The organism is Comamonas testosteroni, from assembly GCF_014076415.1.
Classification (GTDB): domain Bacteria; phylum Pseudomonadota; class Gammaproteobacteria; order Burkholderiales; family Burkholderiaceae_C; genus Comamonas; species Comamonas testosteroni_F.
The window spans coordinates 5,456,855-5,482,505 of the sequence record NZ_CP043568.1 but is presented as its reverse complement, the minus strand read 5'-3'; the positions used below and the strand labels follow the sequence as shown (position 1 = coordinate 5,482,505).

The following is a 25,651-nucleotide window of genomic DNA, read 5'->3' as shown; positions in this document are numbered from 1 at the left end:
TGCTATCAGGCATCGAGGCGAAGCTCCAGCACATAGCCCATGCCGCGCACCGTGTGCAGCAGGGGCAGCTCGAACGGCGCGTCGAGCTTGAGGCGCAGGCGGCGTACGGCGACCTCGACAACATTGGTTTCGCTGTCGAAGTTCATGTCCCAGACCTGGGAGGCCAGCTCGGTGCGCGACAGCACTTCGCCCTGGCGCCGCAGCAGCAGGCTCAGCAGATTGAACTCCTTGGCCGTCAGGTCCAGCCGCTGTCCCGCACGCGTGGCGCGGTGACGCAGCAGATCCAGCTCCAGATCGGCCATGCGCAGCACCGTGGCTTCGGGCGTGGCCGTGGCCTGCAGGCCACGGCGCAGCAGTGCATGAATGCGGGCCACCAGCTCTGAAAACGCAAAAGGCTTGACCAGATAGTCATCGGCGCCGGCCTGCAGTCCTTTGACGCGGTCCTCCACCTGGGCGCGGGCCGTGAGCATGAGCACCGGCGTCTGGCGGGACTGGCGCAGAGCCGCCAGCACGGCCAGGCCGTCTATGCCGGGCAGCATGCCGTCCAGAATGATGAGGTCGTAGGGCTGCTCGGTGGCCAGGTGCAGGCCGTCAATGCCGTTGTGTGCGGCATCGACCACAAAGCCTTCCTCGCCCAGGCCTTTTTGCAGGTATTCGGCGAGTTTGGTTTCGTCCTCGATGACTAGAAGCTTCATGCGTAGATTGTCGAGCAAGTCGGTCGTTTGCGAAGATGACAAATTTGTCATCTTGAGGTCAGAACCCTGTGGGGGCCGCGAGGCTAGATTTGCTCCGCTTGCACAAGACTGCCAATGGAAGGGCAGGCATGCCGGCGGAGCATCACCATGACATTCATCACCAAGGCGGCCGCTGTGTTGCTGGGCAGCGGTTTGGGCCTTTTTGTGCCTTGTGCCTGGGCGCAACAAGCTGCGCCAACAGCAGCAGCAACAGCGGCAACAGCTGCTCCCATAAGCCTGCAGGCCGCACTGGCGCTGGCCATGGAGCACAACCCCAGTCTGCGGGCGGCAGCGCAGGCCCTGGCGGCCAGCGAGGGGGCGCTGATCCAGAGTCGCGCCAGACCCAATCCCGAACTGGCCTATTCGCAGGAAGACACGCGCCGCGAAACCAGGTCCATAACTCTGCAATGGAACCAGTCCATAGAGATCGGCGGCAAGCGCGAGGCCCGCATGAAGGCAGCCGGGCATGGTCGCGAACTGGCCAGGGCCGAGCTGGAGGCTGCGCAGGCCGGTTTGCGTGCCGATGTGCGAACGGCTTTTGCCAATGTGCTGGCCGGCCAGCAACGCGTGCAGCTGCACCAGAGGACGCTGGAGATTGCCAGCAGTGCCCGCGATGCTGCGTCCAAGCGCGTGCTGGCAGGCAAGGTGGCTCCGTTGGAGGAAACCAAGGCCCGCGTGGCCGAGAGCAGTGCCGAGCTGGCGCTGGCGCAAGCGCGCTCCGGCCTGCGTGTGGCACGTCAGCAGCTGGCGGCGCTGTGGGGAGCGCAGCCTGCGGCATTTGGCAGCGCGGTGGGGGAGCTGGCGCAGCTGCCGGTGTTGCCCGATGAAGGCTTGATGCTGGAAAAGCTGGAGCATTCACCGCAGATGCTGCGCGCGCAGCAGGCCGTTTTTCAAGCCAGGTCCGTCGCCGAGCTCGAGCGTGCCAAGCGCCTGCCTGACCCCAGCGTGAGTCTGGGCATGAAGCGTGCACAGGAAGTGGGACGCAATCAGCTGGTGGTGGGTGTCTCGGTGCCGCTGCCGATCCTGGACAGCAACCGCGGCAATCAGCTGCAGGCGCTGCGTCTGGCCGACAAGGCAGAGGACGAGCTGATGGCCACGCGCCAGCAAATGTACGCACAGTTGCAGCAGCAACGCGAGCAGCTGCAGACCAGCCGGGCCCAGGCCGAGCAACTGGCGCAGCAGGTCCTGCCGGCGGCCGAGTCCGCTTACGAAGTTGCAGCCAAGGGCTTTGCCCTGGGCAAGTTCAGCTATCTGGAAGTTCTGGATGCCCAGCGCACGCTGGCCGAGGCACGCAGCCTATATCTGGAGCAGTTGGTGGCAACCCATCAGGCGGCTGCCGACATCACCCGCCAACTGGGCGATGTACCCGGTCTTGAGTAGGAACAAGCACGTATCATGAATTCCACATCTCCCAAGCCCCGCCGCACGGCGATTGCCATCGCCATCATTCTGGCGCTCGGTGCGGCTGCTGCTGCAGCGATTGTCTACGGTACGCAGCCAGCGGCTGCAAGCGCCGAAGGCCATGGTCACGGTGCTGCAGACAAGAGTCATGCCCATGAAGAAAAGAACGGGCATGAGCATGGCGAAAAAGAGGGGCATGACCATGACAGCGAGCCTGGGCATGAACAGGCAGCAGGCACCGGAAAACCCGCAGTCAAGCCCGAATCCGCTCATGCGGATGATGAGGATGAAGGCCTGCTCAAGCTCGATGCCGAGCGTGCCAAGGCTGCTGGCGTGGCGCTGGCCGAGGCCGGCCCGGCGTTGATAGCCAGCATGCTGCAGTTGCCGGGCGAGATTCGTTTCAACGAGGACAGGACGGCCCATGTGGTGCCGCGGGTGGCCGGCGTGGCGGAGAGCGTGGCGGCCAATCTGGGGCAGGTGGTGAAGAAGGGTCAGTTGCTGGCCACCCTCACCAGCCCTGCGGTATCCGAGCAGCGCAGCGAGCTGATGGCCGCGCAAAAGCGTCTCGCACTGGCGCGCACCACCTATCAGCGCGAAAAGCAGCTGTGGCAGGAAAAGGTCTCGGCCGAGCAGGATTATCTGCAGGCCCAGCAGGCACTGCGCGAGGCCGAAATCGCGTCCGCCAATGCGCAGCAGAAGCTGGCTGCGATCGGTGCCGGCTCGGGCTCTGCCGGGGCGCTGAACCGCTTCGAGCTGCGCGCGCCCTTCGATGGGGTGGTGGTGGAAAAGCATCTCTCCGTGGGCGAGGCCGTGCAGGACAGCACGGCCGTGTTCACCATCTCCGACCTGCGTTCGGTCTGGGCCGAAATGAAGGTGGCTGCCAGCGACCTGCCCTTTGTGCGCGTGGGCGAACAGGCCACTGTGCATGCGACGGCCTTTGAATCGAAAGCCACGGGGACGGTGGCCTATGTGGGCGCCCTGATAGGGCAGGAAACCCGCACGGCACCGGCACGCATCACCCTGGACAACCCGGATGGCATCTGGCGTCCGGGCCTTTTCGTGAATGTGGATCTGACGGCCGCCGGCCAGAAGGCGGCGGTGACGGTGGCCAGTGCGGCCATCCAGAAGATCGACGGCGACAAGCCCGTGGTGTTCGTGCCGGTGGACGGCGGCTTCAAGGCGCAGGCCCTGAAACTGGGCAAGACGGATGGCCAGAACACCGAAGTGCTGCAGGGCCTGAGTACAGGCCAGCGCTATGTGAAGGACGGCAGCTTCGTCCTGAAGTCCGAGCTTGGCAAGGCAACAGCCGAGCATGTGCATTGAATGGAACCCCCTGAGGCGCTGCGCGCCTTTCCCCAGGGGACGATACCCTCGCCTGGGCGGCCCCGCCGCGAGGCGGCTCTTGCTCGGTGTCTCTGGTTTGGATTGCGCCGGTGTGGCAGGGCAGATGAAGATATTTGGAGTTTGAATGTTTGAGCGCATCATCCGCTTTGCCATTGCCCAGCGCTGGCTGGTCATGCTGGCCACGCTGGCCCTGGTGGGCCTTGGCATCTACAACTACCAGCGCCTGCCCATCGATGCCGTGCCCGACATCACCAATGTGCAGGTGCAGATCAATACCTCGGCGCCCGGCTATTCGCCGCTGGAGACCGAGCAGCGCGTCACCTTTCCCATAGAGACCCTGATGGCCGGCCTGCCGGGGCTGGAGCAGACCCGCTCGCTGTCGCGCTCCGGCCTGTCCCAGGTGACCGTGGTGTTCAAGGACGGCACGGACATCTACTTTGCACGCCAGTTGGTGAACGAGCGCATGCAGCAGGCGCGCGATGCCCTGCCAGCGGGCGTCGCGCCTGCGCTGGGGCCTATTTCCACGGGGCTGGGCGAGATCTATCTGTGGACCGTGGAGGCCGATGAGGGCGCCACCAAACCCGACGGGTCGCCCTATACGCCCATGGATCTGCGCGAGATTCAGGACTGGGTCATCAAGCCCCAGCTGCGCAATGTGGCGGGCGTGACCGAAATCAACTCCATTGGCGGCTTCGCCAAGGAATATCTGGTGGCGCCGCAGCCGCAAAAGCTGGCGGCCTATGGTTTCACGCTGGCCGACATCGTCGCGGCGCTGGAGCGCAACAACGCCAATGTGGGCGCGGGCTATATCGAGCGCCAGGGCGAGCAGTATCTGATCCGCGCGCCGGGGCAGGTGGGGGGCATTGCCGATATTCGCGAAGTCATCGTGGGGTCGGCGCAAGGCCAGCCGATTCGCGTGCGCGATCTGGCCGATGTGGGCCTGGGCCGCGAGCTGCGTACGGGGGCTGCCACGGACAACGGTCGCGAAGTGGTGCTGGGTACGGTGTTCATGCTGATTGGCGAGAACAGCCGCGCAGTGGCGCAGGCGGTGCATGAGCGCATGCAGGTGATCAACAAAAGCCTGCCGCCTGGCGTGAAGGCCGTGACGGTGTACGACCGCACCAATCTGGTGGACAAAGCCATTGCCACGGTCAAGAAGAACCTGATCGAAGGTGCGGCGCTGGTCGTGGCGATTCTGTTCCTGTTTCTGGGCAATCTGCGGGCAGCGCTGATCACGGCGCTCATCATTCCGCTGTCCATGTTGTTCACCTTTACGGGCATGGTGCAGATGCGCGTCAGCGCCAATCTGATGAGCCTTGGGGCGCTGGACTTCGGCATCATCATCGACGGTGCGGTGGTGATCGTGGAGAACTGCGTGCGTCGGCTGGCCCATGCGCAGGCCGCAGCAGGCCGATCGTTGACCCGCAGCGAACGTTTCGAGGAAGTGTTTGCGGCAGCCAGGGAGGCAAGGCGTCCGTTGTTGTTCGGTCAGCTCATCATCATGGTGGTCTATCTGCCCATTTTTGCGCTCACCGGTGTGGAAGGAAAGATGTTCCACCCCATGGCGCTGACGGTGGTGATCGCGTTGCTGGGTGCCATGCTGCTGTCTATCACCTTCATCCCTGCCGCGATTGCGCTGTTCATGGGCGACAAGGTGGCCGAGAAGGAAAACCGTCTGATGGAGTGGGCGCGCCGTGCCTATGCGCCGGTGCTGGACAAGGTCATGCATGCACCTGCAGTGGTGCTGACGGCGGCCAGCGTCATTGTCGCCCTGAGTCTGCTGCTGGCCACGCGCATGGGCAGCGAGTTTGCGCCCAATCTCAATGAAGGCGACTTTGCGATCCAGGCGTTGCGCATACCGGGCACCAGCCTTACGCAGTCGGTGCAGATGCAGATGCAGATCGAGAGCGAGCTCAAAAAGCAGTTCCCTGAAATCGAGCGAGTGTTTGCGCGCACCGGCACTGCAGAGATTGCCTCCGACCCCATGCCGCCCAATATTTCGGATGGCTACATCATGCTCAAGCCGCGTGAGCAATGGCCCGATCCGGCACGCTCGCGTGACGATCTGCTGGCTGCCGTACAAGAGGCTGTGGAAAGGATTCCGGGCAGCAACTACGAGTTCTCGCAACCGATTCAGCTGCGCTTCAACGAGCTGATCTCGGGCGTGCGCAGCGATGTGGCCGTCAAGATCTTCGGCGACGACATGGCTCAGCTGGAAAAGTCCGCGCAGGCCGTAGCCGCCATGCTGCAGAAGATTCCTGGCGCCTCCGAGGTCAAGGTCGAGCAGACCACGGGTCTGCCCATGCTCACGGTGCAGATCGACCGCGAAAAAGCCTCGCGTTACGGCCTGAACATGGGCGATGTGCAAGATGCCATCAGCACGGCATTTGGCGGGCGTGAAGCCGGCACGGTATTCGAGGGAGATCGACGTTTTGCCATCCAGGTTCGCCTGCCCGAGGCCATGCGCAGCGATGTGGACGGCATAGGCCGCCTGCCGATCGCGCTGCCGCGCGGCGGCGACGGGCGTCTGGGCTTTGTGCCGCTGTCATCGGTGGCGACGGTGGAGCTGGCACCGGGGCCCAACCAGGTCAGCCGCGAGGATGGCAAGCGTCGTATCGTTGTCAGCGCCAATGTGCGCGGGCGAGATATCGGCTCCTTTGTGGCGCAGGCCCAGCAGGAACTTGAAGGCGTTGCGTTGCCTGCAGGCTACTGGACGCGCTGGGGCGGAACCTTCGAGAACCTGGAGTCCGCCCGCAAGCGCCTGATGATCGTGGTGCCCGTGGCGCTGGTGCTGGTGTTCACGCTGTTGTTTGCCATGTTCGGCAATGTACGCGACGGTCTCATCGTCTTCACCGGCATTCCGTTTGCGTTGACGGGCGGGATTGCGGCGCTGTGGCTGCGCGGCATTCCGCTGTCCATTTCGGCGGCCATCGGCTTTATCGCCCTATGCGGCGTGGCCGTGCTCAACGGTCTGGTGATGATTGCCTATATCCGCTCGCTACGCGAGCAGGGCATGGGCGTTGAACAGGCCGTCACCGAAGGAGCGCTGACCCGTCTGCGTCCCGTGTTGATGACGGCTCTGGTGGCATCGCTGGGCTTTGTGCCCATGGCGATTGCCACGGGAACGGGGGCCGAGGTGCAAAGGCCGCTGGCCACGGTGGTGATTGGCGGCATTCTCTCGTCCACGGTGCTGACGCTATTGGTGCTGCCGCTGCTGTACAGACTCGGTTACCAGAAGCGCCAATAGCCATGCAAGCGTCAGCGCTCTGACCGGCGTTGCAATGTCTTTTGCACAGGGCCGATGCGAATGCATCGGCCCTTTTTGCATGGCGCTTCGTGCCGAGCAAGGCTCGCGAATTCTGAGCGCTGGACCGATGTGAGTAAACGCACTGAAACACGGACGTCATCGGGATGACACGAGCTTTTCCTAGATTCTTGCCGGTCGAAACCTGTCGACATCCAAGTGAAAGACTCCATGCAAAACAAGCGTTTGATCAAGGCGCTGGCGCTCGTCTGCCTGACGGCCGCCACGCTGGCCGCCTGTGGAGGCAGCGATGACAGCCCGCCTGCCCCGACGACCCCCACCAATCCCAGCAATCCCACGACCCCCACCGAGCCGGCCAAGCCGGAGATGCGCTGTGCTCCCTGAGCGCGGTGACAGACAAGGCTTCACCATGATTTCGCGACGCAACCTTCTGCAGGCCGGCAAGAACGCCGCCTTTTCCGCTGCCGCACTGGCAGCGTTTCCTCCGAGCATCCGCCGTGCGCTGGCCATTCCGGCCAACAATGTCACAGGCACGGTCATGGACGTGCAGCATGTGGTGATCCTGATGCAGGAAAACCGCTCCTTCGATCAGTACTTCGGCACCCTCAAAGGGGTGCGCGGCTTTGGCGACCGGATGACGATTCCCGTGCCCAACGGCCGCAAGGTCTGGCAGCAGGAGCGTGCCAACGGTACGGTCATCACGCCCTACCATCTGGACGGAACGGCCAACAACGCGCAGCGCGTTTCCGGCACTCCCCATTCCTGGCTGGACAGTCAGCAGGCCTGGGACAACGGCCGCATGTCGCGCTGGCCCGTGGCCAAGACGGACACCTCCATGGGCTATTTCAAGGAGCAGGAGCTGCCCTACCAGTTCGCGCTGGCAAATGCCTTCACGATCTGCGATGCCTACCACTGCGCCATGCACACCGGCACCGATGCCAACCGCTCATTCCACATGACGGGCACCAACGGTGCCGTGCCCCAGAACGTGGCTTTCGTGAATAACGAGTGGGATGCCATCAACGGCGTGCCCAGCGACGCCAACACCGGCTACACATGGAAGACTTATGCCGAGCGGCTGCAGGAAGCCGGGGTGAGCTGGATCAGCTACCAGAACATGCCCGACGAGTGGGGCGACAACATGCTGGGGGCGTTCCAGAGCTTTCGTCGCGCCAATCTGGCCTCTGGCTTTCCCGTCTCCAGTGGCGGCGCGCCCAATGCGCCGTATACCAACACCGGCCAGGCCTTGCCCTACCATGCCTATGACGCGGCCAGCGACGACGCTGCCAACCCGCTGTACAAAGGCGTGGCCAACACCTTGCCCGGCAACAAGCCCGAGGAATACCTGGACGCTTTCAAGCGCGATATTCGTGAAGGCAGGCTGCCGCAGGTGTCCTGGGTCAATGCACCGTCCATCTATTGCGAACACCCCGGTCCATCAAGCCCTGTGCAGGGCGCCTGGTTTCTGCAGGAGGTGCTGGACGCGTTGACGGCCAATCCCGAGGTCTGGAGCAAGACCGTGCTGCTGGTCAATTTCGACGAGAACGACGGCTATTTCGACCATATGCCTTCGCCCTCGGCTCCATCGCAGAACGCCGACAAGACCTATGCAGGCAAGACCACGCTGCCGCAAGCCGATCTGCAGGCCGAGTACTTCACGCATGGCGCTCCGGAAGGCAGCCGCAGCCAGCCCGCCCCCGATGGCCGTGTCTATGGTCCCGGGCCGCGAGTTCCGCTGTATGTGATCTCGCCCTGGAGTCGTGGCGGCTGGGTCAATTCTCAGGTATTCGACCATACGTCGGTGCTGCGTTTTCTGGAGGCACGCTTTGGCGTGAAGGAACCCAATATCAGCCCGTTCCGTCGTGCGGTATGTGGAGATCTTCTGAGTACCTTCAACTTCAAGACGCCGAACAACGAGACCCTGCCCGTGCTGGCCGGTCGCTCCACCCGCGATGTCGCCGACCAGCTGCGTGCCGATCAGCAAAAGCTGCCCGCCGTGCCAGTGCCGCGCGATATGCAGCTGCCTTTGCAGGCAGTCGGTACACGTCCGTCGCGGGCCTTGCCCTACGAGCTGCATACCAGTGCGCGCTGCCAGAGCAACGGCCCGGTGGAGCTGGTGTTTGCCAACACCGGCACGCAGGCGGCCGTCTTCCATGTCTACGACCGCTACAAGCTGGATCGCACGCCGCGCCGCTATATGGTGGAAGCGGGCAAGACGCTGTCCGATACCTGGGATGCCTTGCGCGACAATTTCGGCAAGTACGACCTCTGGGTGCTGGGGCCCAACGGTTTTCACCGCCACTTCAAGGGCGACCTGAATCGCCTGGGCAGTACACAGGCCGCCCCCGAGGTGCGTGTTTGCTACGACATCGCCAATGGCAATGTCTACGTGGATCTGATGAACAAGGGCACTCAGGCTGCGGTGTTCACCATCACACCCATGGCCTACCTCAGCGACGGTCCCTGGACGGTTAGCGTTGCCGCCGCCGCCAGCGCCGAAAGGCATTGGGAGCTGAAGGCCAGTGGCCAGTGGTATGACTTTGCCGTGACCTGCAACAGCGATCCGGCGTACTACCGGCGCTTTGCCGGCCGCGTGGAAACCGGTCAGCACACAATCAGCGATCCGGCCATGGGCGAGGTATAGCGACCATGCTGCGCCTTTGCGGACCTGTCTGGCCTGCACCATTGGCCCTAATATGGCGCTCTTGTATGACGATGGATGCCTGCCATGACTTTCTCCGCACTGCGCGACCTTGTTGAAGACCTGCGTGATGCCCGGCCCACGCTATGGGCCGGGCGCAGCGAGAGTGCTCGGTCCACACACTCTATAGACGCAGCCCAGGTTCAGCAGGCTGTACAGCGTTTTGAACGCTTTGCGCCCTTGCTGGCGCAACTGTTTCCAGAGTTACAGGCATCTGGCGGACGTATTGAGTCGGCGCTGCTGCACGTGCCGCAGATGCAGCAGGCTTTGCAGCTGCCCGAGCAACTGGGCCGGCTCTGGCTCAAGGCCGATCACAGCCTGCCAGTAGCGGGCTCCATCAAGGCACGCGGTGGCGTGCATGAGGTGCTGGAGTATGCGGAGCAGATCGCTTTGCAGCATGGCCTGCTGGCCGATGGCGACTATCTGCAACTGGCGTCCGATGCTGCGCGTGCGGTGTTCGCCAGGTACCAGGTGGCGGTAGGCTCCACGGGCAATCTGGGTCTGTCGATTGGCGTCATGGCATCGGGCCTGGGCTTCAAGGCAACGGTCCATATGTCTGCCGATGCCAAGGAGTGGAAAAAGCAGCGCCTGCGTGCGCGTGGCGTGCAGGTGGTGGAGCACGCCGGCGACTACGCCCAGGCCGTGGCCGCAGGCCGCGCGCTGGCCGACCAGGATACGCACTGTCACTTTGTGGATGACGAGCATTCGCTTTCGCTGTTGCTTGGCTATGCGGCGGCGGCTCCGCACTTGGTCGCGCAACTTGCAGAGAACGAGATTGCCGTGGATGAAACGCATCCTTTGTTTGTCTATATTCCTTGCGGCGTTGGGGGGGCGCCCGGCGGCGTGGCCCTGGGTCTGCAGCAGGCATTCGGACCGAATGCGCATTGTTTTTTTGCCGAGCCCGTGCAGTCGCCCTGCTTCATGATTGAGATGCTGGCCGGTGCTGCAGCGCTGCCCGGTCTGGATGCCCATCCTTCGGTCTATGAGCTGGGCCTGAACAACCAGACCGAGGCCGATGGCCTGGCAGTGCCGCGTGCATCGGAGCTGGCGGCCGACGTGGTGCGTGGCTTTCTCGGCGGAGTTTTCACTGTGGAGGACGAAACCCTGTTTCGCCATCTGTGCCTGCTGAAGGATAGAGAGGGGCTGCAGATCGAGCCATCGGCCGCAGCAGGCTTTAGCGGTCCGCGTGCCTTGTTGGAGAGTGTTGCGGGCCAGGATTATCTGCAGCGCCAGAAGCTGCTGCCGCACATGGCAAACGCTACACATATTGTCTGGACCACGGGCGGCCTGTTTGTCCCCGACGAGGAGTACGCGAGGTTTCTGGCGCGTGGACGCGATCTGCTGAACTGAGCACCTTACCTGGTTACCTGTTTACCTGGGTCTTGGCGCCGTGCCCGCTTCACTCATCAGCATCAGCAGGCTGCGGTTGAAATCCTCGACCACCAGCAGGCGACCCGCATGATCGAGGCCCATGCCCGTGGGGCGGCCACCGGGACGCAGTCCGGGCCTGGCGTCCCAGTTGCTCAGCCATTGAATGGGTTTGCCAGAGGGCCGGCCCTTGTCGTCGCGCGCAAAGCCCACGAGGCGTTGACCGTCTGCGCGTTGGCCGTGCCAGGCCACCAGCAATTGCCCGCCAAATGCGCTGCCCACAGGCGTGGCCAGCATCTGCAGCGGCGCCACATGGGCGGGCCACAGCATATGCGGTGCCTCGGTCTTGCTGCAGTCAAAGCGCTTTTCATAGCCCTGTGCGTTTTGGCGTGCGCCTATGCAGTAAGGCCAACCGTAGTCGGCACCCGCGTGCAGCAGGTTGAGCTCCTCCGGCGGCTGCCTGGGGTCGCGGTAGTCGATATTGTTTTCGCCTTGCCAGACGGTGCCTGCCGCAGGGCCGTCGGGCATCACGGCCAGCGCCATGGAGTTGCGCAGACCGCTGGCAAAGGGTTTGAATTCCTTGACGGGCTGCTTGCCAGCCTGCAGCACCATGCGCCAGACGGCAGCGCGCGGCATGGCGCCCGTGCGTTCGGGGCAGGGCATGGGCTGCTTTTGATCCTCGCCACGGCAGCTGTCGCTGAAGCTGCCCATGTTGACGTACAGGCTGCCATCGGGCGCAAAGCTCAGCTCCTTGAGCATATGGGCACCGTCGGCGGGCAGATTGCCTGCCAGCACCTCGGGCTGCGGCGGCTGGCCCAACGTGGGAACGGCGGCACGCCAGATTTTGTCGGCCTCGCCGATATAGATTTTTCCGTCCGGCCCGCGCACCATGCCCGAAGGGTAGTTGAGCTTGCTCAGCAACACTCTGGCTTCGACGGCCCTGTCCGTGGTGTTGGCATTGGCGGCTGTGGCGGCGTCAGGCGGCAGCCGCAGCTCGATCAGCCGGCCCTGCTGCGGCATCCAGTTGCCCATGTCCAGCACCCAGATACGGCCCGGCTCAATCTCCAATACGCGGCGCGGAAAGCGCAGGCCGTGGGCCTCGTCGGCAATCAACCCCACGCAGGTGCCGGCGGGGCTGGTGATGGCCAGGCGCGGATAGATGCCGCATTTGCCGGTGGAGACATAGCCGCGCGCATGCGCACCTGGGCTGGCAGCCATGAGCAACAGCGCAGACAGACTCAGAATCAATCGGTATTTGCGCTGCATGGCTCTGCTGGCGGTTAAAAGCGCGGCAGATCGGGATGGGCAATCTGCCCGCCGCGCACCAGCATCTTGCCGTACTCGGCGCAGCGGTTGAGCGTGGGAATCACCTTGCCGGGGTTGAGCAGCGATTGCGGGTCAAACGCCGCCTTGAGCGCGAACATCTGGGCGTTCTCGGCCGTGGTGAACTGGGTGCACATGCTGTTGAGCTTTTCCACGCCCACACCATGCTCGCCCGTCACCGTGCCGCCCATGGCAACGCTGGTTTCCAGAATGTCGGCGCCGAACAGCTCGCAGCGGTGCAGTTCGTCGGGGTTGTTGGCATCGAACAGGATCAGGGGGTGCAGATTGCCGTCTCCTGCATGGAATACATTGGCGCAGCGCAACTGGTATTTCTTCTCCATCTCCTGAATCGCCAGCAGGATGTCGGCCAGACGCTTGCGCGGAATGGTGGAGTCCATGCACATGTAATCAGGGCTGATGCGGCCGCTGGCGGGAAAGGCGTTCTTGCGTCCGCTCCAGAAACGCAGACGCTCTTCCTCGCTTTCGCTGACGGTGATGGCCGTGGCGCCGGCGTGGCGCAGCACTTCGCTCATGCGGGCGATCTCTTCCTCGACCTCCTCGGGCGTGCCGTCACTCTCGCAAAGCAAAATGGCTTCTGCCGTGAGGTCGTAGCCGGCGCGCACAAAGTCCTCCACGGCGGCCGTCATGGGCTTGTCCATCATTTCCAGACCCGCCGGAATGATGCCGGCCGCGATCACCGCAGCCACCGCGTCGCCCGCTTTGCGCACATCGTCGAAGCTGGCCATGATGCAGCGCGCCAGCTGGGGCTTGGGCACGAGCTTGACCGTGACCTCGGTCACCACGGCCAGCATGCCTTCGCTGCCTATCATGACGGCCAGCAGGTCCAGACCGGGGGTGTCGAGAGCATCCGAGCCGAACTCGACGGGCTCGCCTTCGATGCTGAAGCCTTTCACTTTGAGCACGTTGTGCACCGTGAGCCCGTACTTGAGGCAGTGCACGCCGCCCGAGTTTTCGGCCACGTTGCCGCCGATGGTGCAGGCGATCTGGCTGCTGGGGTCGGGCGCATAGTACAGACCGTAGGGGGCAGCGGCTTCGCTGATGGCGAGGTTGCGCACGCCGCATTGAACCAGGGCCGTGCGGCTGTAGGCGTCGACCTTGAGGATTTTGTTGAATTTCGCCAGCGACAGCGTCACGCCCATGGGGTGAGGCATGGCACCGCCCGAAAGCCCCGTCCCCGCGCCACGTGCAATGACGGGCGCTCCTATGGCGTGGCAGGTCTTGAGCACAGCCTGCACCTGTGCATAAGTCTCGGGCAGGCAGACCAGCAGAGGGCGCTGGCGGTAGGCCGTCAGTCCGTCGCACTCATAGGGTGTGGTGTCTTCGCTCTGATAGAGCAGGGCATGCGCCGGCACATGGGGGCGCAGGGCCTCCACCACCTCGGCCTGGCGCCGAGCACGCTCGGACTGCTCGGGCGGGTGGTGCGCGGCGTTGGCCGCTGCGCTGGAGGTGGCGACGAGATCGGTAAAAGTGCTGGCGAACGTCATGCCTGCAAATGTAGGGGATGCGCCCGCGCATTGGTGTGAGCTTTATTGCAAAGCTGCTTGAAATGCTTTGCGATGATGATGATATTTGCTCTTGAAATGATAGCTGTTGACGATTGATGAATAAGAATTGAAGTTGATTTATTCCCTGAAATGACCGCTCGCATCAATCATGGTCAGCCCCACATAGCTGGAGCCGGTGCGCGGCGGTGTGAAGCGCAGATGCATGGCGCCGTAGCGAATCTCGCCCATGGCGTCGAGGGCGGCCAGCAAGCCCGCTCGATTGCTTGTGGGCGCAGCTTTACGCAGCGCATCCAGCAGGGTTCGGGTATTGAGAAAGACTTCCAGGCCCAGATAGGAGGCAGGCGGCATGCCGCCGTGGTCGAGAAGCTGCTGGTAGTCCTTGATGGCCGGAACCGCGCCTTTCCAGGGACTGGGCACCAGGGTGGTGAAGGCAATGCCGCGTGTATAAGGGCCCAGCCCTTGCACCACGGCGCGGTTGGCCTGGGCGGCCAGGTTGTAGAAAGGCGCCGTGACATGAGCCTGTCTGGCCATGGTGATCAGACCTATGCTGGCAGGGGCACCCGCCAGCACGATGACGCCCTGGAGATCGGGCAGGGCGGCCAGTTGCCTGGCCAGGTCAGGGGTATTGGCACCCGATGCTTCCACGGCCAGCGTGATGGCGGGTTTGAGGTCCTTGGCGGCAAAGGCGGCCAGGGCAATCTGCAGACTGTCTTTGCCGAAGCCGTCGTTCTGGTGAACGATGGCGATCCGCCGCAGACCTATGGTCTGCATCTGCTGCAGCATGGCCGCGATTTCAGCCTGGGTGCTGGCGCGCAGCGGATAGATGAAACGGCCCGGTTGCTGGCGCATGCTGCCGGCTCCGGCAATCACGCCCACCAGGGCCGTCTGGCCTTGCTGTACCTCGGGTTGCATGGCTGTGCAACTGGCCGTTCCCCAGCAGTTGAGCAGGGCCAGGGCTCCTTCCTGGACCAGTTGGCGTGCATTGCTGGCGGCGCGCTGTGGCTCGTAGCCATCGTCCAGCACCTTGAGTGTCAAAGCTTTGCCGCCCAGGCCTCCCTGCTTGTTGAATGCCTCCACCTGCGCCTGCATGATGCTCATCCCTTCCTTGCCGGCCTCGGCCTGCGGGCCTGACAGCGGCAAGCTGGCGCCTATGGTGAGCTTGTTCTCCTGCGCATGCAGGGTCAGGCTGGCGGTGATGCCGACGGCCAGTAGCCAGGCGCAGCGCGATGGGGTTTGCATGGGTCTCCTCCTCGTTGTCGTCAGCCCATGGTGGGAGGCTTGCAACAAGAGTGGGAGAGGGCAACTGTGGCCATGTCGGCTGGGTGCGACGTTATGGTGTTTTGACCCGCTTATGAGATACGGGCTTGATCTGCATCGTCCCATGGCCTTGCGTCGTCATCTGCTCTCCAGTATCCACAGGCGCTTGCTGGCACGGGTCATGGCGACGTAGAGCATGTTGCGCTGTGGGTCGCTCGCATTGGGCGAGAAGTGCCTGGAATTGACAAAGGGCACGGCTACATACTCGTATTCATGGCCTTTGCTGCGCTCTACCGTGAGCAGTTGCAAGCTGGGTTTTTCATGGCGCTGATGCTGCGCGATGCTCGACTGGACCATGAGGCTGAGGCGGCCCAGGAATTCATCGACGGAAAGCCCGGCGCAGATGCGCGACAGCGCTTGCAGGCTGGCCAGGCACTGGCCCAGTTCGTCCTGGCTGATGGGGGCCTGGGCAAAGAACTGTCGTAACAGAGGGTGCCGGAGCAACTGCCCCGCATCGGCGCACTGGTCGGCGGGCAGGGCCAGCAACCGGGCACAGGGGGAGTCTGGTGCGATGTAGGCGGCGAGGAAGCGGCGCATGGCGGCTTGCTGTCCCATGAGTTCGGCGGCGATGCGCAGCGTGTCGGATTCCGGCGGGGCGTCGCCCAGTGCAGTCATGTCGAACAGGCCGTTGGCCAGCAGATCCCGGTCGGGCGGGCTGGCATGGCGCACATAGCGCATCAGACCTTCGGCAGCGCTGCTCAGAATGCCTTGCGAGAGCAGCGCACCGCCGCTGCAGCCCTGCATGGCCCACAGCATGGCCAGCACCAGGGCGATTTCGCGGCGCTGGTAGAAGCGCTGCATGCCTTTGCAGGCATAGTGCACGCCCTCGTGGGCGAACAGCCATTCAAGCAGTACCGAATCTTCGGGCGAATGCAGGATGACACGCAACACGGCCGGCGGATCCTGCGGTTTGCGGGGCTGACGGGCCACGGCGGCATGAATATCCAGCAATTGCCGGGCGCAGTCCTCGTCATCGCCATGGCGATGTTCGAACCAGGCCGAGGCGTTGCGGTAATGGGCGTCGAACTCCACGCCGAAGAGCCGGTTCAGTTCCTGGCAGATGACGGGGCCGAAGCGATAGGTCGTGTTGAGCGTGGCCTGGCCGGTGCCCGCGGGCAGCTCCTGCAGTATGCGCTGGGCGCTGTCGCCAAAGATGGAGGAGGCGCCAGGCAGTATGTGCTGGTTGAAGTCGCCGACACCGATGAAGCGCCCGTTGCCGCGCGCCAGATGGCGCAGCACCAGCAGCGCGGCCTCGTCCAGGTCCTGCAGTTCGTCGAACAGCACGGCTTCGAAGCGACCCTGCAGCAAAGGGAAGTCGGCATCGAAGTCCAGTGCGGCCAGCTGGCAGGCCAGCGCATAGGTGCAGTCGCCGGGTGCATAGAACAGTGGCTCCTGGGTGGGGCCTGCGCGCAGCCGCTCATAGCTGCGCAGCAGCCGGTACAGGCCGTAGTCCAGGGCGTTGTCTCGGCAATATGCCAGCGCGCCGAGGCCGCTGTCGTCGATGTCGAGTTCCAGCATGCACTGCTTGGCCTGGGCCTCGAAAGCGAGGAAGGCACTGATGTCCAGAGGCCGGGCGAAGTAGTCCGCCAGCTCGGGAATGTCGAGCTCGGCATGCCGCTCGGCCTCTTGCGACAGCGCTTCATGCGCCTGCTGGATGAGCAGATTCTTCTCCAGGCCGGAGGAGAGCATGGGTACAGGGTCGCCCTGCTCTTCGAGCAGGCGGGCGCAAAAATGCTCCAGAGTGAGCAGATGCAGGCCTTCGAGGGGCATGGCGGAGAGCCGGTCCAGGCGCGCCTGAATGGCCTTGATGCCGGCCTCCGAGTAGGCCAGCATCAGCACGTTGCGTGCGCCCTGGGTGCGGATCAGGTCGGCGGCCTTGATGGCCAGCGTGGTCGTCTTGCCCGTGCCGGCCAGGGCGCGGATGAGCAGCGAGGACGCTTCTCTGTTGAGGGCCTGGTTCTGGTCAAGGCCGGGGTACAGCCTGGGCTGCAGGTTCATGCCGTGGGTGCTCCATCTTCGTTATCCATCGAGCAGCCCGTGTAACGAACTGCTCGCCGGGCCAGGGACGGCGAGCAAGAGCTGTGCCGCAGCGAAGCCGCGGGGGCAGCTCAGCCCATCGCCTTGCGCAGCCACTCAGCGAAGGCAGCGCATTCCCAGCGGTCCATGATGCCGGTCTTCCAGCACAGGTAGTGAGCGTGCGGGCTGGGTGCATCGACATCGAAAAGGCGTACCAGCGTTCCGTTTTCCAGCCAGGGGGCGCCGAGCTTGTGACGTACCAGGGCTATGCCCATGCTGGCCGACGCGGCATCGCACATCAGGCCGATATCGTTGAACTGCGAGCCTTCGTTGGGCTCGGCCATGTCGAGGCCGGTGGCGGCGAACCAGGTGCGCCAGGGCTCCAGCGGGCTGCGCAGCAGCGGCATGCCTTCCAGGTCTTCAGGGCGCTCGAACGGGCCATGTTCGCGGATGAAGCTGGGCGAGGCCAGCGGTGTGACCGTGTCGCGGGCCAGCTCGATATGCTCCACATCGGCATAGTGGCCGGCGCCGAAGCGCACCATCAGGTCGGCGTCCTCGCCGATCACATCCAGCAGCGGAATCGACACCTGCAGCGCAATGTCGATCTCGGGATAGGCCTCGGTGAACTGGCGCAGGCGCGGGATCAGGATCACGCGCGCAAAAGTGGGGGTGACGGCCAGCTTCAGGCGCCTGCGCCCAGGCGAGGCTGACGCTCCCGGAAAGCGTTGCAAGGCGCCCAGGCCTTCACGCACATGGGCCAGATAGGAGCTGCCATCCGTGGTCAGCGAGAAATCCGTGCGGCCGAACAGGCGCGCTCCCAGAATCTGCTCCAGCTGCTTGACCCTGTGGCTGACGGCGCTGGGCGTGACGCACAGCTCCTCCGCCGTCAACGTGACCGAGCGCAGCCGCGCCAGAGCCTCGAAGGTGAGCAGGCACTGTATCGGCGGAATCCGCCTGGCCGTAATGCTGTTCAAGGCGCCGGGGCTGCGGGTCATATGATCAATCCCAAGCCCAGGGATTTAGCGGAACACCACGGTCTTGTGACCGTTGAGAATGACGCGGCGCTCGCTATGCCACTTCACGGCACGGGCCAGAACTTGGCTCTCGGTGTCGCGGCCACGGGCCGTCAGGTCCTCCACGGTGTCGGTATGGTCGGCGCGTGCCACGTCCTGCTCTATGATCGGGCCTTCGTCGAGGTCGGCCGTCACATAGTGGGCGGTGGCACCGATCAGCTTCACGCCGCGGTCATGCGCCTGGTAGTAGGGCTTGGCGCCCTTGAAGCTGGGCAGGAAGCTGTGGTGGATATTGATGGCGCGGCCGGCCAGCTTTTTGCACAGGTCGTTGGACAGCACCTGCATGTAGCGCGCCAGCACCACCAGCTCGGCGCCTTCCTCCTCGATGATCTCGTACTGGCGCTCTTCGGCCTGGGCCTTGGTCGCGGCAGTCACGGGAATGTGATGGAAGGGGATGTTGTAGCTGGCCGCCAGCTGATAGAACTCGCGGTGGTTGCTGATGATGGCCTTGATCTCGATGGGCAGCAGGCCCGACTTCCAGCGGAACAGCAGGTCGTTGAGGCAGTGGCCTTCCTTGCTGACCATGATGACGGTCTTGATGCGCTCGGCCTTGGAGTGCAAACTCCACTGCATTTGATATTGATCAGCTAATTCGGCAACGGATGCCTTTAAAGAGGCGGCGTCTTTGCCATCGCAGGCAAACTGCACGCGCATGAAGAACAGACCGGTTACCGGGTCGTTGTACTGCGCTGCTTCTTCAATATTGCCGCCTTGTTCAAGCAAGAATCCGGAAACGGCATGCACCAGGCCCAGTCGGTCTGGGCAGGATAAAGTCAAAATATAGGCTTGGGTCATAGCTCGGCAATTGTCGCAGCAAGGCGAGGACCCTGCGGACAAAGGAAATTCATGAAAAGCGAGGAGGGGCATTCTCCGCTCACACCCTGGGTGATTGTCACCCTCTATTTGTGCGTGGGGATGCTTTGGTTGGGGGCGCAGGCGGGCGTGCTCGGCTATTTTGATGTATCGCTGAATCGACAGTCGCTGCGTTGGCAGATAGGCCTGTTCATTGTTTGGTTGCTGGCGACAGCGCTGGTTGCACTTTTGTTCATGCAGCGCAAGGCGCGCGCCGACCAGCGTGGCCGGGAGACGGCGCAGGAGCTGGAGCTGGTGGTGCGCCACGCACCGGCCGGCATGGCTCGCGTGCATGTGGGCGGTGCCGAGATTGTCTGGGCCAATGCCAAGCTGGCGGGTTGGCTGGGCTGCAGCGTCGAGTCGCTGCGCGGTCAGGATTTCCGGGTGCTGGTGCCGGTGAATGACCAGGACGAGGTTGCTCTGCAGCTGCAGCGCCTGCTGGACGGCAGCACCGATTACTTCCAGGTGCTGCGCCAATGCGTGAATGCCGGCACCGGCAAGGTTACGCCCGTGCTGTGCACCACCAGCCGCGTGGCGGCTTCGGGTGTGGACGGGCCGGTGGCCCTGGTCTGCGTGCTGCAGGACCTCAGCGAGATGGTGAGTGCGCGCAAGGCCATGATGCGCAGCGAGACCATGCTGCGCCTGGCGCTGGAGGGCAGCGGCAATGGCGTGTGGGAGTGGGACGCGCTCGAGCAGCGGCTGAACTTCTCCACGGGCATGAGTGCCTTGCTGCGCTATCAGGGCCAGGATCTGGCCCGGGAGTTCGATTTCCAACAGCGCCTGCACCCCGAAGATGCCGCAGGTGCGCGCGCCCAGGCCGAGCAAGCACTGGAGCAGGACAGCATGCTGGTGCTGACGGCACGTCTGCTGTGCTTTGACGGTCTGTATCGCTGGTTCCGCGCACGCGGCCAGGCCTACAAGGATGAGAGCGGACGCCTGATACGGATCTCGGGTCTGCTCTCCGACCAGACTGCGAGTCGCGAGGCCGATGAGCGCAGCCGCCTGGCTTCCACGGTGGTGGACAACACCATCGAAGGTGTGGTGGTGACCGATGCACACAGCCGAATTCTCTCGGTCAACCACGCGTTCACGAAGCTGCTGGGCTTCAGCGAAGCGGAAATGTTGGGCAAGACGCCGCGCATGTTCAAGTCCGGCCGACATGACAAGGCCTTCTATGACGCCATGTGGGCCAGCATGCACGCCACAGGGCACTGGCAGGGCGAAATTTGGAATCGGCGCAAGAATGGAGAGGTCTTTCCTGAGCGCATGTCGCTGAGTGCGGTCAAGGATGCCAACGACAAGGTGACGCATTACGTTTGCATGTTCACCGATATCTCGGCCGAGAAGGCGCGCGAGCAGCAACTGGAGTTTCTGGCCCATCGCGACACCTTGACCGGTCTGCCCAACCGCTCTCAATTCACGCGCATGCTGAGCGAGGCGGTGGAATTGAGTCGGAGCACCAACCGTCGCATGGCCGTGCTGCTGTTCAATATCGACCGCTTCAAGGACGTGAACGACAGCTATGGCCACTCCATCGGCGACGAGGTGCTCAGGCATGTGTCTGTGCAGATGCAGGGTGCTTTGCGGCACGGCGACATCATTGGCCGCCTGGCGGGCGATGAAATCTGCGTGGTGGCGCAATCCATTTGCGGTCGCGACAGCGCGGTGGACGTGGCCGAGCGCTTGATGGCAGCAGCCGGCCAGCCCTGGACCACGCCAGATGGCCTGTCGGTGGTGGTCAGCGTCAGCGCAGGCATCTGTCTGTATCCCGACCATGCATTGACAGCCGACGATCTGCTGCAGGGCGCCCATGCAGCGGTGTATGGAGCCAAGGCCAGAGGCTCCAATGCCTGGTGCTTCTTCCATGAGAACATGACCCAGGCCGCCCGCGAGCGCCTGGCGCTGGAGGCGCGCCTGCGCCGTGCGCTGGAGCTGGGCCATATGCGTCTGTATTACCAGCCACAGATTGAGCTGGCGACGGGGCGCCTGATGGGGGCTGAAGCCCTGTTGCGCTGGCTGGACCCAGAGGAAGGCCTGATCTCGCCGGCCCGTTTCATTCCCGTGGCGGAAAACTCGGGCGTCATCGGCCAGCTGGGTCTGTGGGTGCTGGGTGAGGCCTGTCGTCAGGGTCAGCAATGGCGTGCTGCCGGTCTGCCCGATCTGACGATTGCAGTCAATGTCTCGCTGCACCAGTTTTTGCTGACCGATATTGCCGGGGCTACGGCCGATGCGCTCAACAAGTCGGGTTTTCCGGCCAGCCTGCTGGAGCTGGAAATCACCGAAAGTGCACTGGCCGAAAAGCCCGAAGAGGCGCTGGCCGTGCTCAACCGCCTGCGCGAGCTGGGCCTGCGTCTGGCCATTGATGACTTTGGCACCGGTTATTCGTCGCTGGCGCACCTCAAGCGCTTCCCGCTCGATCTGCTCAAGATCGACCAGGGCTTTATCCGTGACATTCCGCACAGCGCGGACGATATGACCATCAGCAGCTCGGTCATTGCCCTGGGTCATGCCATGGGCCTGAAGGTACTGGCCGAAGGCGTGGAAACGCAGGAGCAGCTGTCTTTTCTGCAAGACAAGGGCTGTGACTTCTTCCAGGGCTATTTCTGCAGCCGCCCCTTGCCGGCGGAGGACTTTGCGCGGCTGCTGGAAAAAGCAGGCGCCGGCCAGCCCCTGGTCGATGTGCAGAGCGGCGTGACAGCTTGATGAACTCAGCCATGTGCCCGCCCTGCCAGCCTTATTACCCGGCCCAGAGCTTTACTTTCAAATTGCCGCTGAGGCTGGTGGAGGCCGTGTTCGGTTGCGACAACTTCGATGACTGCGGCGATTGGCTGCAGGACTGGCTGGCTGAATACCTGACGGACCACCCACCTTCCCGCAGTGGCTATCGTCTCATGCTGGATTGCGACTTCGAGACCGTGCACCCCAACCCCTGGTTTCACACGCTGAACTACACCGCCCAGTTGCCGGATGAGCGGCTGGCGCGGTTGCTTGAGCAGGCCCTCAGGAACAAGGGGCTGCTGGACTGAGCAGATCAGTTGGCCCGTGTCTGGGGGGCTGGGCGGCCTTTCCACTGCTCGCGCAACTGGGCGCATTGGTCCTGTGAGGCATTGCCCGCCAGTGTCAGCAGCTTGTCTGCTTTCATACTGATAGCAGTTGGCGCTTTATCCGATTGGGCTATCGCCACTTTCTGCCTCAAATCCTTGGGCAGCCAGGTGGGCACGCCGATATCACTGCGCACATGGCTGCGTCCCGCAACCAGCAGCACGGACTGGCCGGGCCGGCTCAATTGCTGCACGGCGGTGGCCGTGACCTTGGCCATGGATTCATCGCGGGCCAGCTGGATGCGGGCCATGGGGGCGAACTGGGACTCGGGCAGCAGGCCGCAATGTCCATCCTTGATGGCGTCCAGCTGCAACTGCCAGCCCGGGACTGGCAGGTGGTTGTCATAGCGGGACTGGCCCATGGTCTGCTTCATCTGCGCGCGCGGCAGATTGCCGCCCAGTACGGGTACACCGGCGCGCACGGCGTTCATCACCATGGGGCCATAGTCCTGCCAGGGCCAGCCACCGCCAGCAGCGCCGCTTTGCCATTGCAGTGACTGCTGCACCTGCTCTTCGGTCGCTGTGGTGGCCAGGCTGGCCGTGCTGCCCCCGGCCGGTGCCATCTCGATCACCAGCGCGCCCAGGCGCTGCCCAGCCGCCAGCAGCTGCACGGTTTGTGCTTCCCACTGATGATGGGCAATCTGGTCATGCTGCTCGCCAAGAGCGATGACCTGGGCATCGGTCCATTGCGCCAGCGTCTGCTGCCAGTCTGCACTGGAGGTTAGCGTGCTGGTCTGATGGGCGCAGCCGCCGAGCAGCAATGCGGCTGCCGTGGCCAGAAAAGAAAGCGCGGGGCGCGAAGAATGAGGCTTCAGGCGCATAGATGCCTGAGATGCAGTCCACATAGTTTGAGCAGTCCAATCTTGAAAGACGGGGCATGGCTTCGTAGCTGTAGATTTCCCACCGGCTTTGCCCACCGAGTTTTGCCGCGATACTGCGGGGCATTGCCCCTGTCGCGCGTCCATTGTCGTGCCTTGCCGGATTCCCGTGCACATGTCCGTATTGCTTCCCCCCGTGTTTCTGGCCCGTGTGGCCGCTACTTTGCTGCTGGCATGGCTGGCAGCCCAGCTCTGTCTGGTGCTGCATACGCCGCTGCCGTGGATGCTGGGTCCGCTGATTTCCATCTCCCTGCTATCGATAGGCGGGGCGCCCACCCAAAGCTGGGCCAGGCTGCGCGATCTGGGGCAGTGGACGATAGGCGGCGCTCTGGGCCTGTATTTCACGCCTGCGGTGACCGAGCTGGTCGCCGGTCTGTGGTGGGCGATTGCGCTGGCCATTGCCTGGGCCCTGTTGCTGGGCTGGGCCTTCGGGCGCTGGCTGTATCGCGTGCAGGCCCCCTCCATGCTGGGGCAACCGGGCATGGACGAAGAGCGCTTGCGCGCCACGACCTATTTCTCGGGGGCGATAGGTGCGGCTTCGGAGATGACGCTGCTGGCCGAGCGCGAGCATGCGCGCACCGATCTGGTGGCTGCGGCGCACAGCCTGCGGCTGGTGATAGTCACGGTGAGCATTCCTTTTGCCCTGCAATGGGCGGGGCTGCAGGGCGACCCCGGCCTGACGCTGCCCAGCGTGCGCAATGTGCAATGGCCGGGCTTTGCCTGGCTGGCGCTGGCCACTGGCGCCGGGGCATTGCTGATGCTCAGGCTCAGGCGTGCCAATCCCTGGTTTCTGGGTGCGCTGGCCGTATCCATGGGCTTGACCATGGCCGGCCTGGAGCTGTCTGCCGTGCCGCAATGGCTGATGAATGCCGCACAGTTGGTGATCGGCGTCAGCCTGGGAGTGCGCTTTCGACGTGAGTTCCTGCACACCGCTCCGCGCTGGCTGGGCATGGTGGCGCTGGGTACCGTGGGGCTGATGGCGGTTTGCGCGGGCTTCGCCTGGCTGCTGCACGCTGCCACAGGCCTGCCCTGGGTAACCTTGCTGCTGGGCACCTCGCCGGGCGGCATCACCGAGATGGCCATCACCGCCAAGGTGCTGCAGCTGGGCGTGCCCGTGGTCACGGCCTTCCAGGTCTGCCGGCTGATTGCCGTGCTGCTGCTGGTGGCGCCGCTGTTCCGCTGGGTGGAAGCGCGCGGGCGCCTGCCGGGCCGGACGGTGCAGTAGAGCAGCTTGTATCGCTACACTTGGCGGCAAGCCGAAAGGCCCGGTGCGTAGAAACACCTGAACCGGCGTTGCAGCCCCCACCGTCAATCGGGGTCTTGTTCACCCAGGAATCAAGACCATGTCTTCCGCCTCCCTGGCCGGCCATCATGCCGAGCCTGTCTCCATCAGCCCTCTCCACCAGCGGGAGGGCTGACCCATGACCTCCTCCAAAAACGCTGCCCGCGTGGCAGTGCATGCGCTGCCTTGCCCGGAAACAGAGAAAGCCACCCCATCCCCCACCTCGCCCACCTGGCAGAAGGCCATGCATGTCTCGCTGTCCATGGCGGAGAGCACGCTGGCGGCGCTTTCCCCAGGCCTGCCACGACAAGCGGGGACGCAATGCGCGCCAGTTCGAAGTGGCATGCGCGGTGGAACTTGCGCTGGCACACATTCGGCGCATGCAGGCCGATCCGCCGCAGGACCATGCGGCATTCGAGCAGCAATGGCACATGGCGGCCAGCGCCATTCAGCTTGCCGACAAGGCCTTCAAGCTGCCTCGCTCACGCTACCGCCACTTGCTCAAGCACATGCGTCTGCACTTCGATCTGCTCAAGGATCTGGTGGAGCGCGTGAAGATGCGGAGCCGGCGAGGGAGCTGAGGCGCAGGGCCGGGCTGTCGGAAGGCAACCCTCCGGTTGTCCTGTGCCGTGAAGGTGACGCAATGACAAGGAGGACACCTGTGGCAGCGGGCAAATCTGCCGCCGCGCCGGTCGGCCTGATCCTGTGCGCCGACAAGGGCCATGCCTTGGCGCGGTATGCGCTGGATGGCTTGTCGACCAAGGCGATGGCGGCCAACTACCGGATGGTATTGCCGGATGCCGAGTTGCTTCAAAAAGAGCTGGAGAGCACTCGACGCAGGCAGGAGTCTCGGCGAGTGCTCCACACGGATGCTGGCCAACCATGACCCTGGCAGCCGCTCCTCACCAAAGCCCACTGTCGCTGGTAGATACCGCAATCGCCCCACCGGCCAGCGCCTGCTGCACCTGGTCCTGGCTGCAGACGAAGCCAGAGGCCACGAGCGGCGGCAGGATGCGGCGCTCTGCCTCGGTGATGTGGGCCAGCATGGGGGCGGGCATGATCTGCACGAGGTTGGGGTCGCTCTGCTCCACCGCCTTGATGCTGCGTGGCCAGGTGGAGCGGTCGGTGACGAAGACCTTCTGCATGGTCAGCAGCCCGGCCTTGTTGGCGCGCTGGATGGTGGCCACGCGCGTGGACAGCAGGCTGCTGGCGCCCAGGTCCACGAGGTAGTCCACGCCGCCCTTGTCGGGCGAGATGCCGTCGCAGCTGTCGATGTTGACGATGGCGATCTTGCCCGCCCCTGTGATGGTGGAGATCACCGAGCGCAGGCGGCGCAGTTCGATGTTGGCGACGATGGCGACTTCGGCCTGGCTGGCCAGCAGCGCGTCCATCTGCTCGGCCCCGTAAAGGGTGGCGATGACGGGGCGGCGCGCCAGCCGCGCACCCAGGGAGTTGTCCGGGCGGCCCATG

The 25,651-nt window shown here is 63.9% G+C and carries 19 protein-coding genes and 1 pseudogene; 11 read left to right on the top strand and 9 right to left on the bottom strand.

Annotated features, from left to right (window positions below; genetic code table 11):
* Positions 1 to 5: 5 nt before the first annotated feature.
* Entirely contained in the window at positions 6 to 695 is a 690-nt protein-coding gene (locus tag F0P97_RS25210; protein WP_182284812.1) for a heavy metal response regulator transcription factor, read from the bottom strand.
* Positions 696 to 842: 147 nt separating this feature from the next.
* On the opposite strand from F0P97_RS25210, the gene F0P97_RS25205 reads away from it, so the two are divergent.
* The 6 genes from F0P97_RS25205 (at position 843) to F0P97_RS25180 (ending at position 10,795) form a co-directional block, all read left to right on the top strand.
* Positions 843 to 2,114, top strand: coding sequence for a TolC family protein (locus tag F0P97_RS25205; protein WP_182284811.1), 1,272 nt, complete (start codon positions 843 to 845; stop codon positions 2,112 to 2,114).
* 15 nt (positions 2,115 to 2,129) lie between these two features.
* Positions 2,130 to 3,458: an efflux RND transporter periplasmic adaptor subunit gene (locus F0P97_RS25200; protein WP_182284810.1), complete on the top strand. Its 1,329-nt coding sequence runs from the start codon at positions 2,130 to 2,132 to the stop codon at positions 3,456 to 3,458.
* 145 nt (positions 3,459 to 3,603) lie between these two features.
* Complete coding sequence (locus F0P97_RS25195; protein WP_182284809.1) at positions 3,604 to 6,726, top strand: efflux RND transporter permease subunit; 3,123 nt, start codon at positions 3,604 to 3,606, stop codon at positions 6,724 to 6,726.
* A 228-nt stretch (positions 6,727 to 6,954) separates the two neighbouring features.
* Positions 6,955 to 7,128, top strand: a complete 174-nt coding sequence (locus F0P97_RS25190) for a hypothetical protein (protein ID WP_182284808.1) — start codon at positions 6,955 to 6,957, stop codon at positions 7,126 to 7,128.
* Between the two features lie 25 nt (positions 7,129 to 7,153).
* Positions 7,154 to 9,388: a phosphocholine-specific phospholipase C gene (locus tag F0P97_RS25185; protein WP_182284807.1), complete on the top strand. Its 2,235-nt coding sequence runs from the start codon at positions 7,154 to 7,156 to the stop codon at positions 9,386 to 9,388.
* A gap of 75 nt (positions 9,389 to 9,463) precedes the next feature.
* Complete coding sequence (locus F0P97_RS25180) at positions 9,464 to 10,795, top strand: D-serine ammonia-lyase (protein WP_182284806.1); 1,332 nt, start codon at positions 9,464 to 9,466, stop codon at positions 10,793 to 10,795.
* A 21-nt stretch (positions 10,796 to 10,816) separates the two neighbouring features.
* Here F0P97_RS25180 and F0P97_RS25175 read toward each other — a convergent pair whose 3' ends face one another.
* From F0P97_RS25175 to purU, 6 genes are all read right to left on the bottom strand, one after another.
* Positions 10,817 to 12,079, bottom strand: coding sequence for a PQQ-dependent sugar dehydrogenase (locus tag F0P97_RS25175; protein ID WP_182284805.1), 1,263 nt, complete (start codon positions 12,077 to 12,079; stop codon positions 10,817 to 10,819).
* A gap of 14 nt (positions 12,080 to 12,093) precedes the next feature.
* Entirely contained in the window at positions 12,094 to 13,641 is a 1,548-nt protein-coding gene (locus F0P97_RS25170; protein ID WP_182284804.1) for an FAD-linked oxidase C-terminal domain-containing protein, read from the bottom strand.
* Between the two features lie 138 nt (positions 13,642 to 13,779).
* Positions 13,780 to 14,901 carry an ABC transporter substrate-binding protein gene (locus F0P97_RS25165; RefSeq protein ID WP_182284803.1) on the bottom strand — a complete coding sequence of 374 codons (1,122 nt, stop codon included), beginning with the start codon at positions 14,899 to 14,901 and terminating at the stop codon, positions 13,780 to 13,782.
* 156 nt (positions 14,902 to 15,057) lie between these two features.
* A complete protein-coding gene (locus F0P97_RS25160) occupies positions 15,058 to 16,977 on the bottom strand; it encodes a UvrD-helicase domain-containing protein (protein WP_182284802.1) in 1,920 nt (639 codons plus the stop codon).
* A gap of 110 nt (positions 16,978 to 17,087) precedes the next feature.
* Complete coding sequence (locus F0P97_RS25155; protein ID WP_182284801.1) at positions 17,088 to 17,990, bottom strand: LysR substrate-binding domain-containing protein; 903 nt, start codon at positions 17,988 to 17,990, stop codon at positions 17,088 to 17,090.
* A 24-nt stretch (positions 17,991 to 18,014) separates the two neighbouring features.
* Positions 18,015 to 18,863: a formyltetrahydrofolate deformylase gene (purU, locus tag F0P97_RS25150; protein WP_149354610.1), complete on the bottom strand. Its 849-nt coding sequence runs from the start codon at positions 18,861 to 18,863 to the stop codon at positions 18,015 to 18,017.
* A gap of 51 nt (positions 18,864 to 18,914) precedes the next feature.
* Between purU and F0P97_RS25145 the strand changes: the two genes are divergently transcribed.
* The gene (locus F0P97_RS25145; RefSeq protein WP_182284800.1) at positions 18,915 to 21,623 is read left to right on the top strand and encodes an EAL and GGDEF domain-containing protein; all 2,709 of its coding nucleotides are present in this window, start codon (positions 18,915 to 18,917) and stop codon (positions 21,621 to 21,623) included.
* On the top strand, positions 21,623 to 21,946 hold the full coding sequence (locus F0P97_RS25140) for a hypothetical protein (RefSeq protein WP_182284799.1): 324 nt from the start codon (positions 21,623 to 21,625) through the stop codon (positions 21,944 to 21,946). Before F0P97_RS25145 ends, F0P97_RS25140 begins: the two co-directional genes overlap by 1 nt.
* A 5-nt stretch (positions 21,947 to 21,951) precedes the next feature.
* Here the strand turns inward: F0P97_RS25140 and F0P97_RS25135 are convergent, their stop codons facing one another.
* Positions 21,952 to 22,866: a ChaN family lipoprotein gene (locus F0P97_RS25135; protein ID WP_182284798.1), complete on the bottom strand. Its 915-nt coding sequence runs from the start codon at positions 22,864 to 22,866 to the stop codon at positions 21,952 to 21,954.
* A gap of 148 nt (positions 22,867 to 23,014) precedes the next feature.
* On the opposite strand from F0P97_RS25135, the gene F0P97_RS25130 reads away from it, so the two are divergent.
* The 3 genes and pseudogenes from F0P97_RS25130 to F0P97_RS25120 form a co-directional block, all read left to right on the top strand.
* A complete protein-coding gene (locus tag F0P97_RS25130; protein WP_182284797.1) occupies positions 23,015 to 24,124 on the top strand; it encodes an AbrB family transcriptional regulator in 1,110 nt (369 codons plus the stop codon).
* 305 nt (positions 24,125 to 24,429) lie between these two features.
* On the top strand, positions 24,430 to 24,762 hold the full coding sequence (locus F0P97_RS25125) for a hypothetical protein (protein WP_232538053.1): 333 nt from the start codon (positions 24,430 to 24,432) through the stop codon (positions 24,760 to 24,762).
* A 107-nt stretch (positions 24,763 to 24,869) separates the two neighbouring features.
* A pseudogene (locus tag F0P97_RS25120) lies at positions 24,870 to 25,067 on the top strand (DUF1016 domain-containing protein); the annotation flags it as partial.
* A gap of 16 nt (positions 25,068 to 25,083) precedes the next feature.
* On the opposite strand, the gene F0P97_RS25115 reads toward F0P97_RS25120, so the two are convergent.
* Positions 25,084 to 25,650, bottom strand: coding sequence for a glycerol-3-phosphate responsive antiterminator (locus tag F0P97_RS25115; protein WP_034390045.1), 567 nt, complete (start codon positions 25,648 to 25,650; stop codon positions 25,084 to 25,086).
* Position 25,651 lies beyond the last annotated feature (1 nt).

What these genes read in the sequence shown, in the direction of transcription:
- F0P97_RS25135 (WP_182284798.1), bottom strand. Translation starts at nt 22,866, where the DNA reads ATGTGGACTGCATCTCAGGCATCTATGCGCCTGAAGCCTCATTCTTCG.
- F0P97_RS25205 (WP_182284811.1), top strand. Translation starts at nt 843, where the DNA reads ATGACATTCATCACCAAGGCGGCCGCTGTGTTGCTGGGCAGCGGTTTG.
- F0P97_RS25145 (WP_182284800.1), top strand. Translation starts at nt 18,915, where the DNA reads ATGAAAAGCGAGGAGGGGCATTCTCCGCTCACACCCTGGGTGATTGTC.
- F0P97_RS25155 (WP_182284801.1), bottom strand. Translation starts at nt 17,990, where the DNA reads ATGACCCGCAGCCCCGGCGCCTTGAACAGCATTACGGCCAGGCGGATT.
- F0P97_RS25125 (WP_232538053.1), top strand. Translation starts at nt 24,430, where the DNA reads ATGTCTCGCTGTCCATGGCGGAGAGCACGCTGGCGGCGCTTTCCCCAG.
- F0P97_RS25165 (WP_182284803.1), bottom strand. Translation starts at nt 14,901, where the DNA reads ATGCAAACCCCATCGCGCTGCGCCTGGCTACTGGCCGTCGGCATCACC.
- F0P97_RS25180 (WP_182284806.1), top strand. Translation starts at nt 9,464, where the DNA reads ATGCCTGCCATGACTTTCTCCGCACTGCGCGACCTTGTTGAAGACCTG.
- F0P97_RS25140 (WP_182284799.1), top strand. Translation starts at nt 21,623, where the DNA reads ATGAACTCAGCCATGTGCCCGCCCTGCCAGCCTTATTACCCGGCCCAG.
- F0P97_RS25210 (WP_182284812.1), bottom strand. Translation starts at nt 695, where the DNA reads ATGAAGCTTCTAGTCATCGAGGACGAAACCAAACTCGCCGAATACCTG.
- F0P97_RS25200 (WP_182284810.1), top strand. Translation starts at nt 2,130, where the DNA reads ATGAATTCCACATCTCCCAAGCCCCGCCGCACGGCGATTGCCATCGCC.
- F0P97_RS25185 (WP_182284807.1), top strand. Translation starts at nt 7,154, where the DNA reads ATGATTTCGCGACGCAACCTTCTGCAGGCCGGCAAGAACGCCGCCTTT.
- F0P97_RS25190 (WP_182284808.1), top strand. Translation starts at nt 6,955, where the DNA reads ATGCAAAACAAGCGTTTGATCAAGGCGCTGGCGCTCGTCTGCCTGACG.
- F0P97_RS25115 (WP_034390045.1), bottom strand. Translation starts at nt 25,650, where the DNA reads ATGGGCCGCCCGGACAACTCCCTGGGTGCGCGGCTGGCGCGCCGCCCC.
- F0P97_RS25170 (WP_182284804.1), bottom strand. Translation starts at nt 13,641, where the DNA reads ATGACGTTCGCCAGCACTTTTACCGATCTCGTCGCCACCTCCAGCGCA.
- F0P97_RS25195 (WP_182284809.1), top strand. Translation starts at nt 3,604, where the DNA reads ATGTTTGAGCGCATCATCCGCTTTGCCATTGCCCAGCGCTGGCTGGTC.
- F0P97_RS25160 (WP_182284802.1), bottom strand. Translation starts at nt 16,977, where the DNA reads ATGAACCTGCAGCCCAGGCTGTACCCCGGCCTTGACCAGAACCAGGCC.
- F0P97_RS25130 (WP_182284797.1), top strand. Translation starts at nt 23,015, where the DNA reads ATGTCCGTATTGCTTCCCCCCGTGTTTCTGGCCCGTGTGGCCGCTACT.
- F0P97_RS25175 (WP_182284805.1), bottom strand. Translation starts at nt 12,079, where the DNA reads ATGCAGCGCAAATACCGATTGATTCTGAGTCTGTCTGCGCTGTTGCTC.
- purU (WP_149354610.1), bottom strand. Translation starts at nt 18,863, where the DNA reads ATGACCCAAGCCTATATTTTGACTTTATCCTGCCCAGACCGACTGGGC.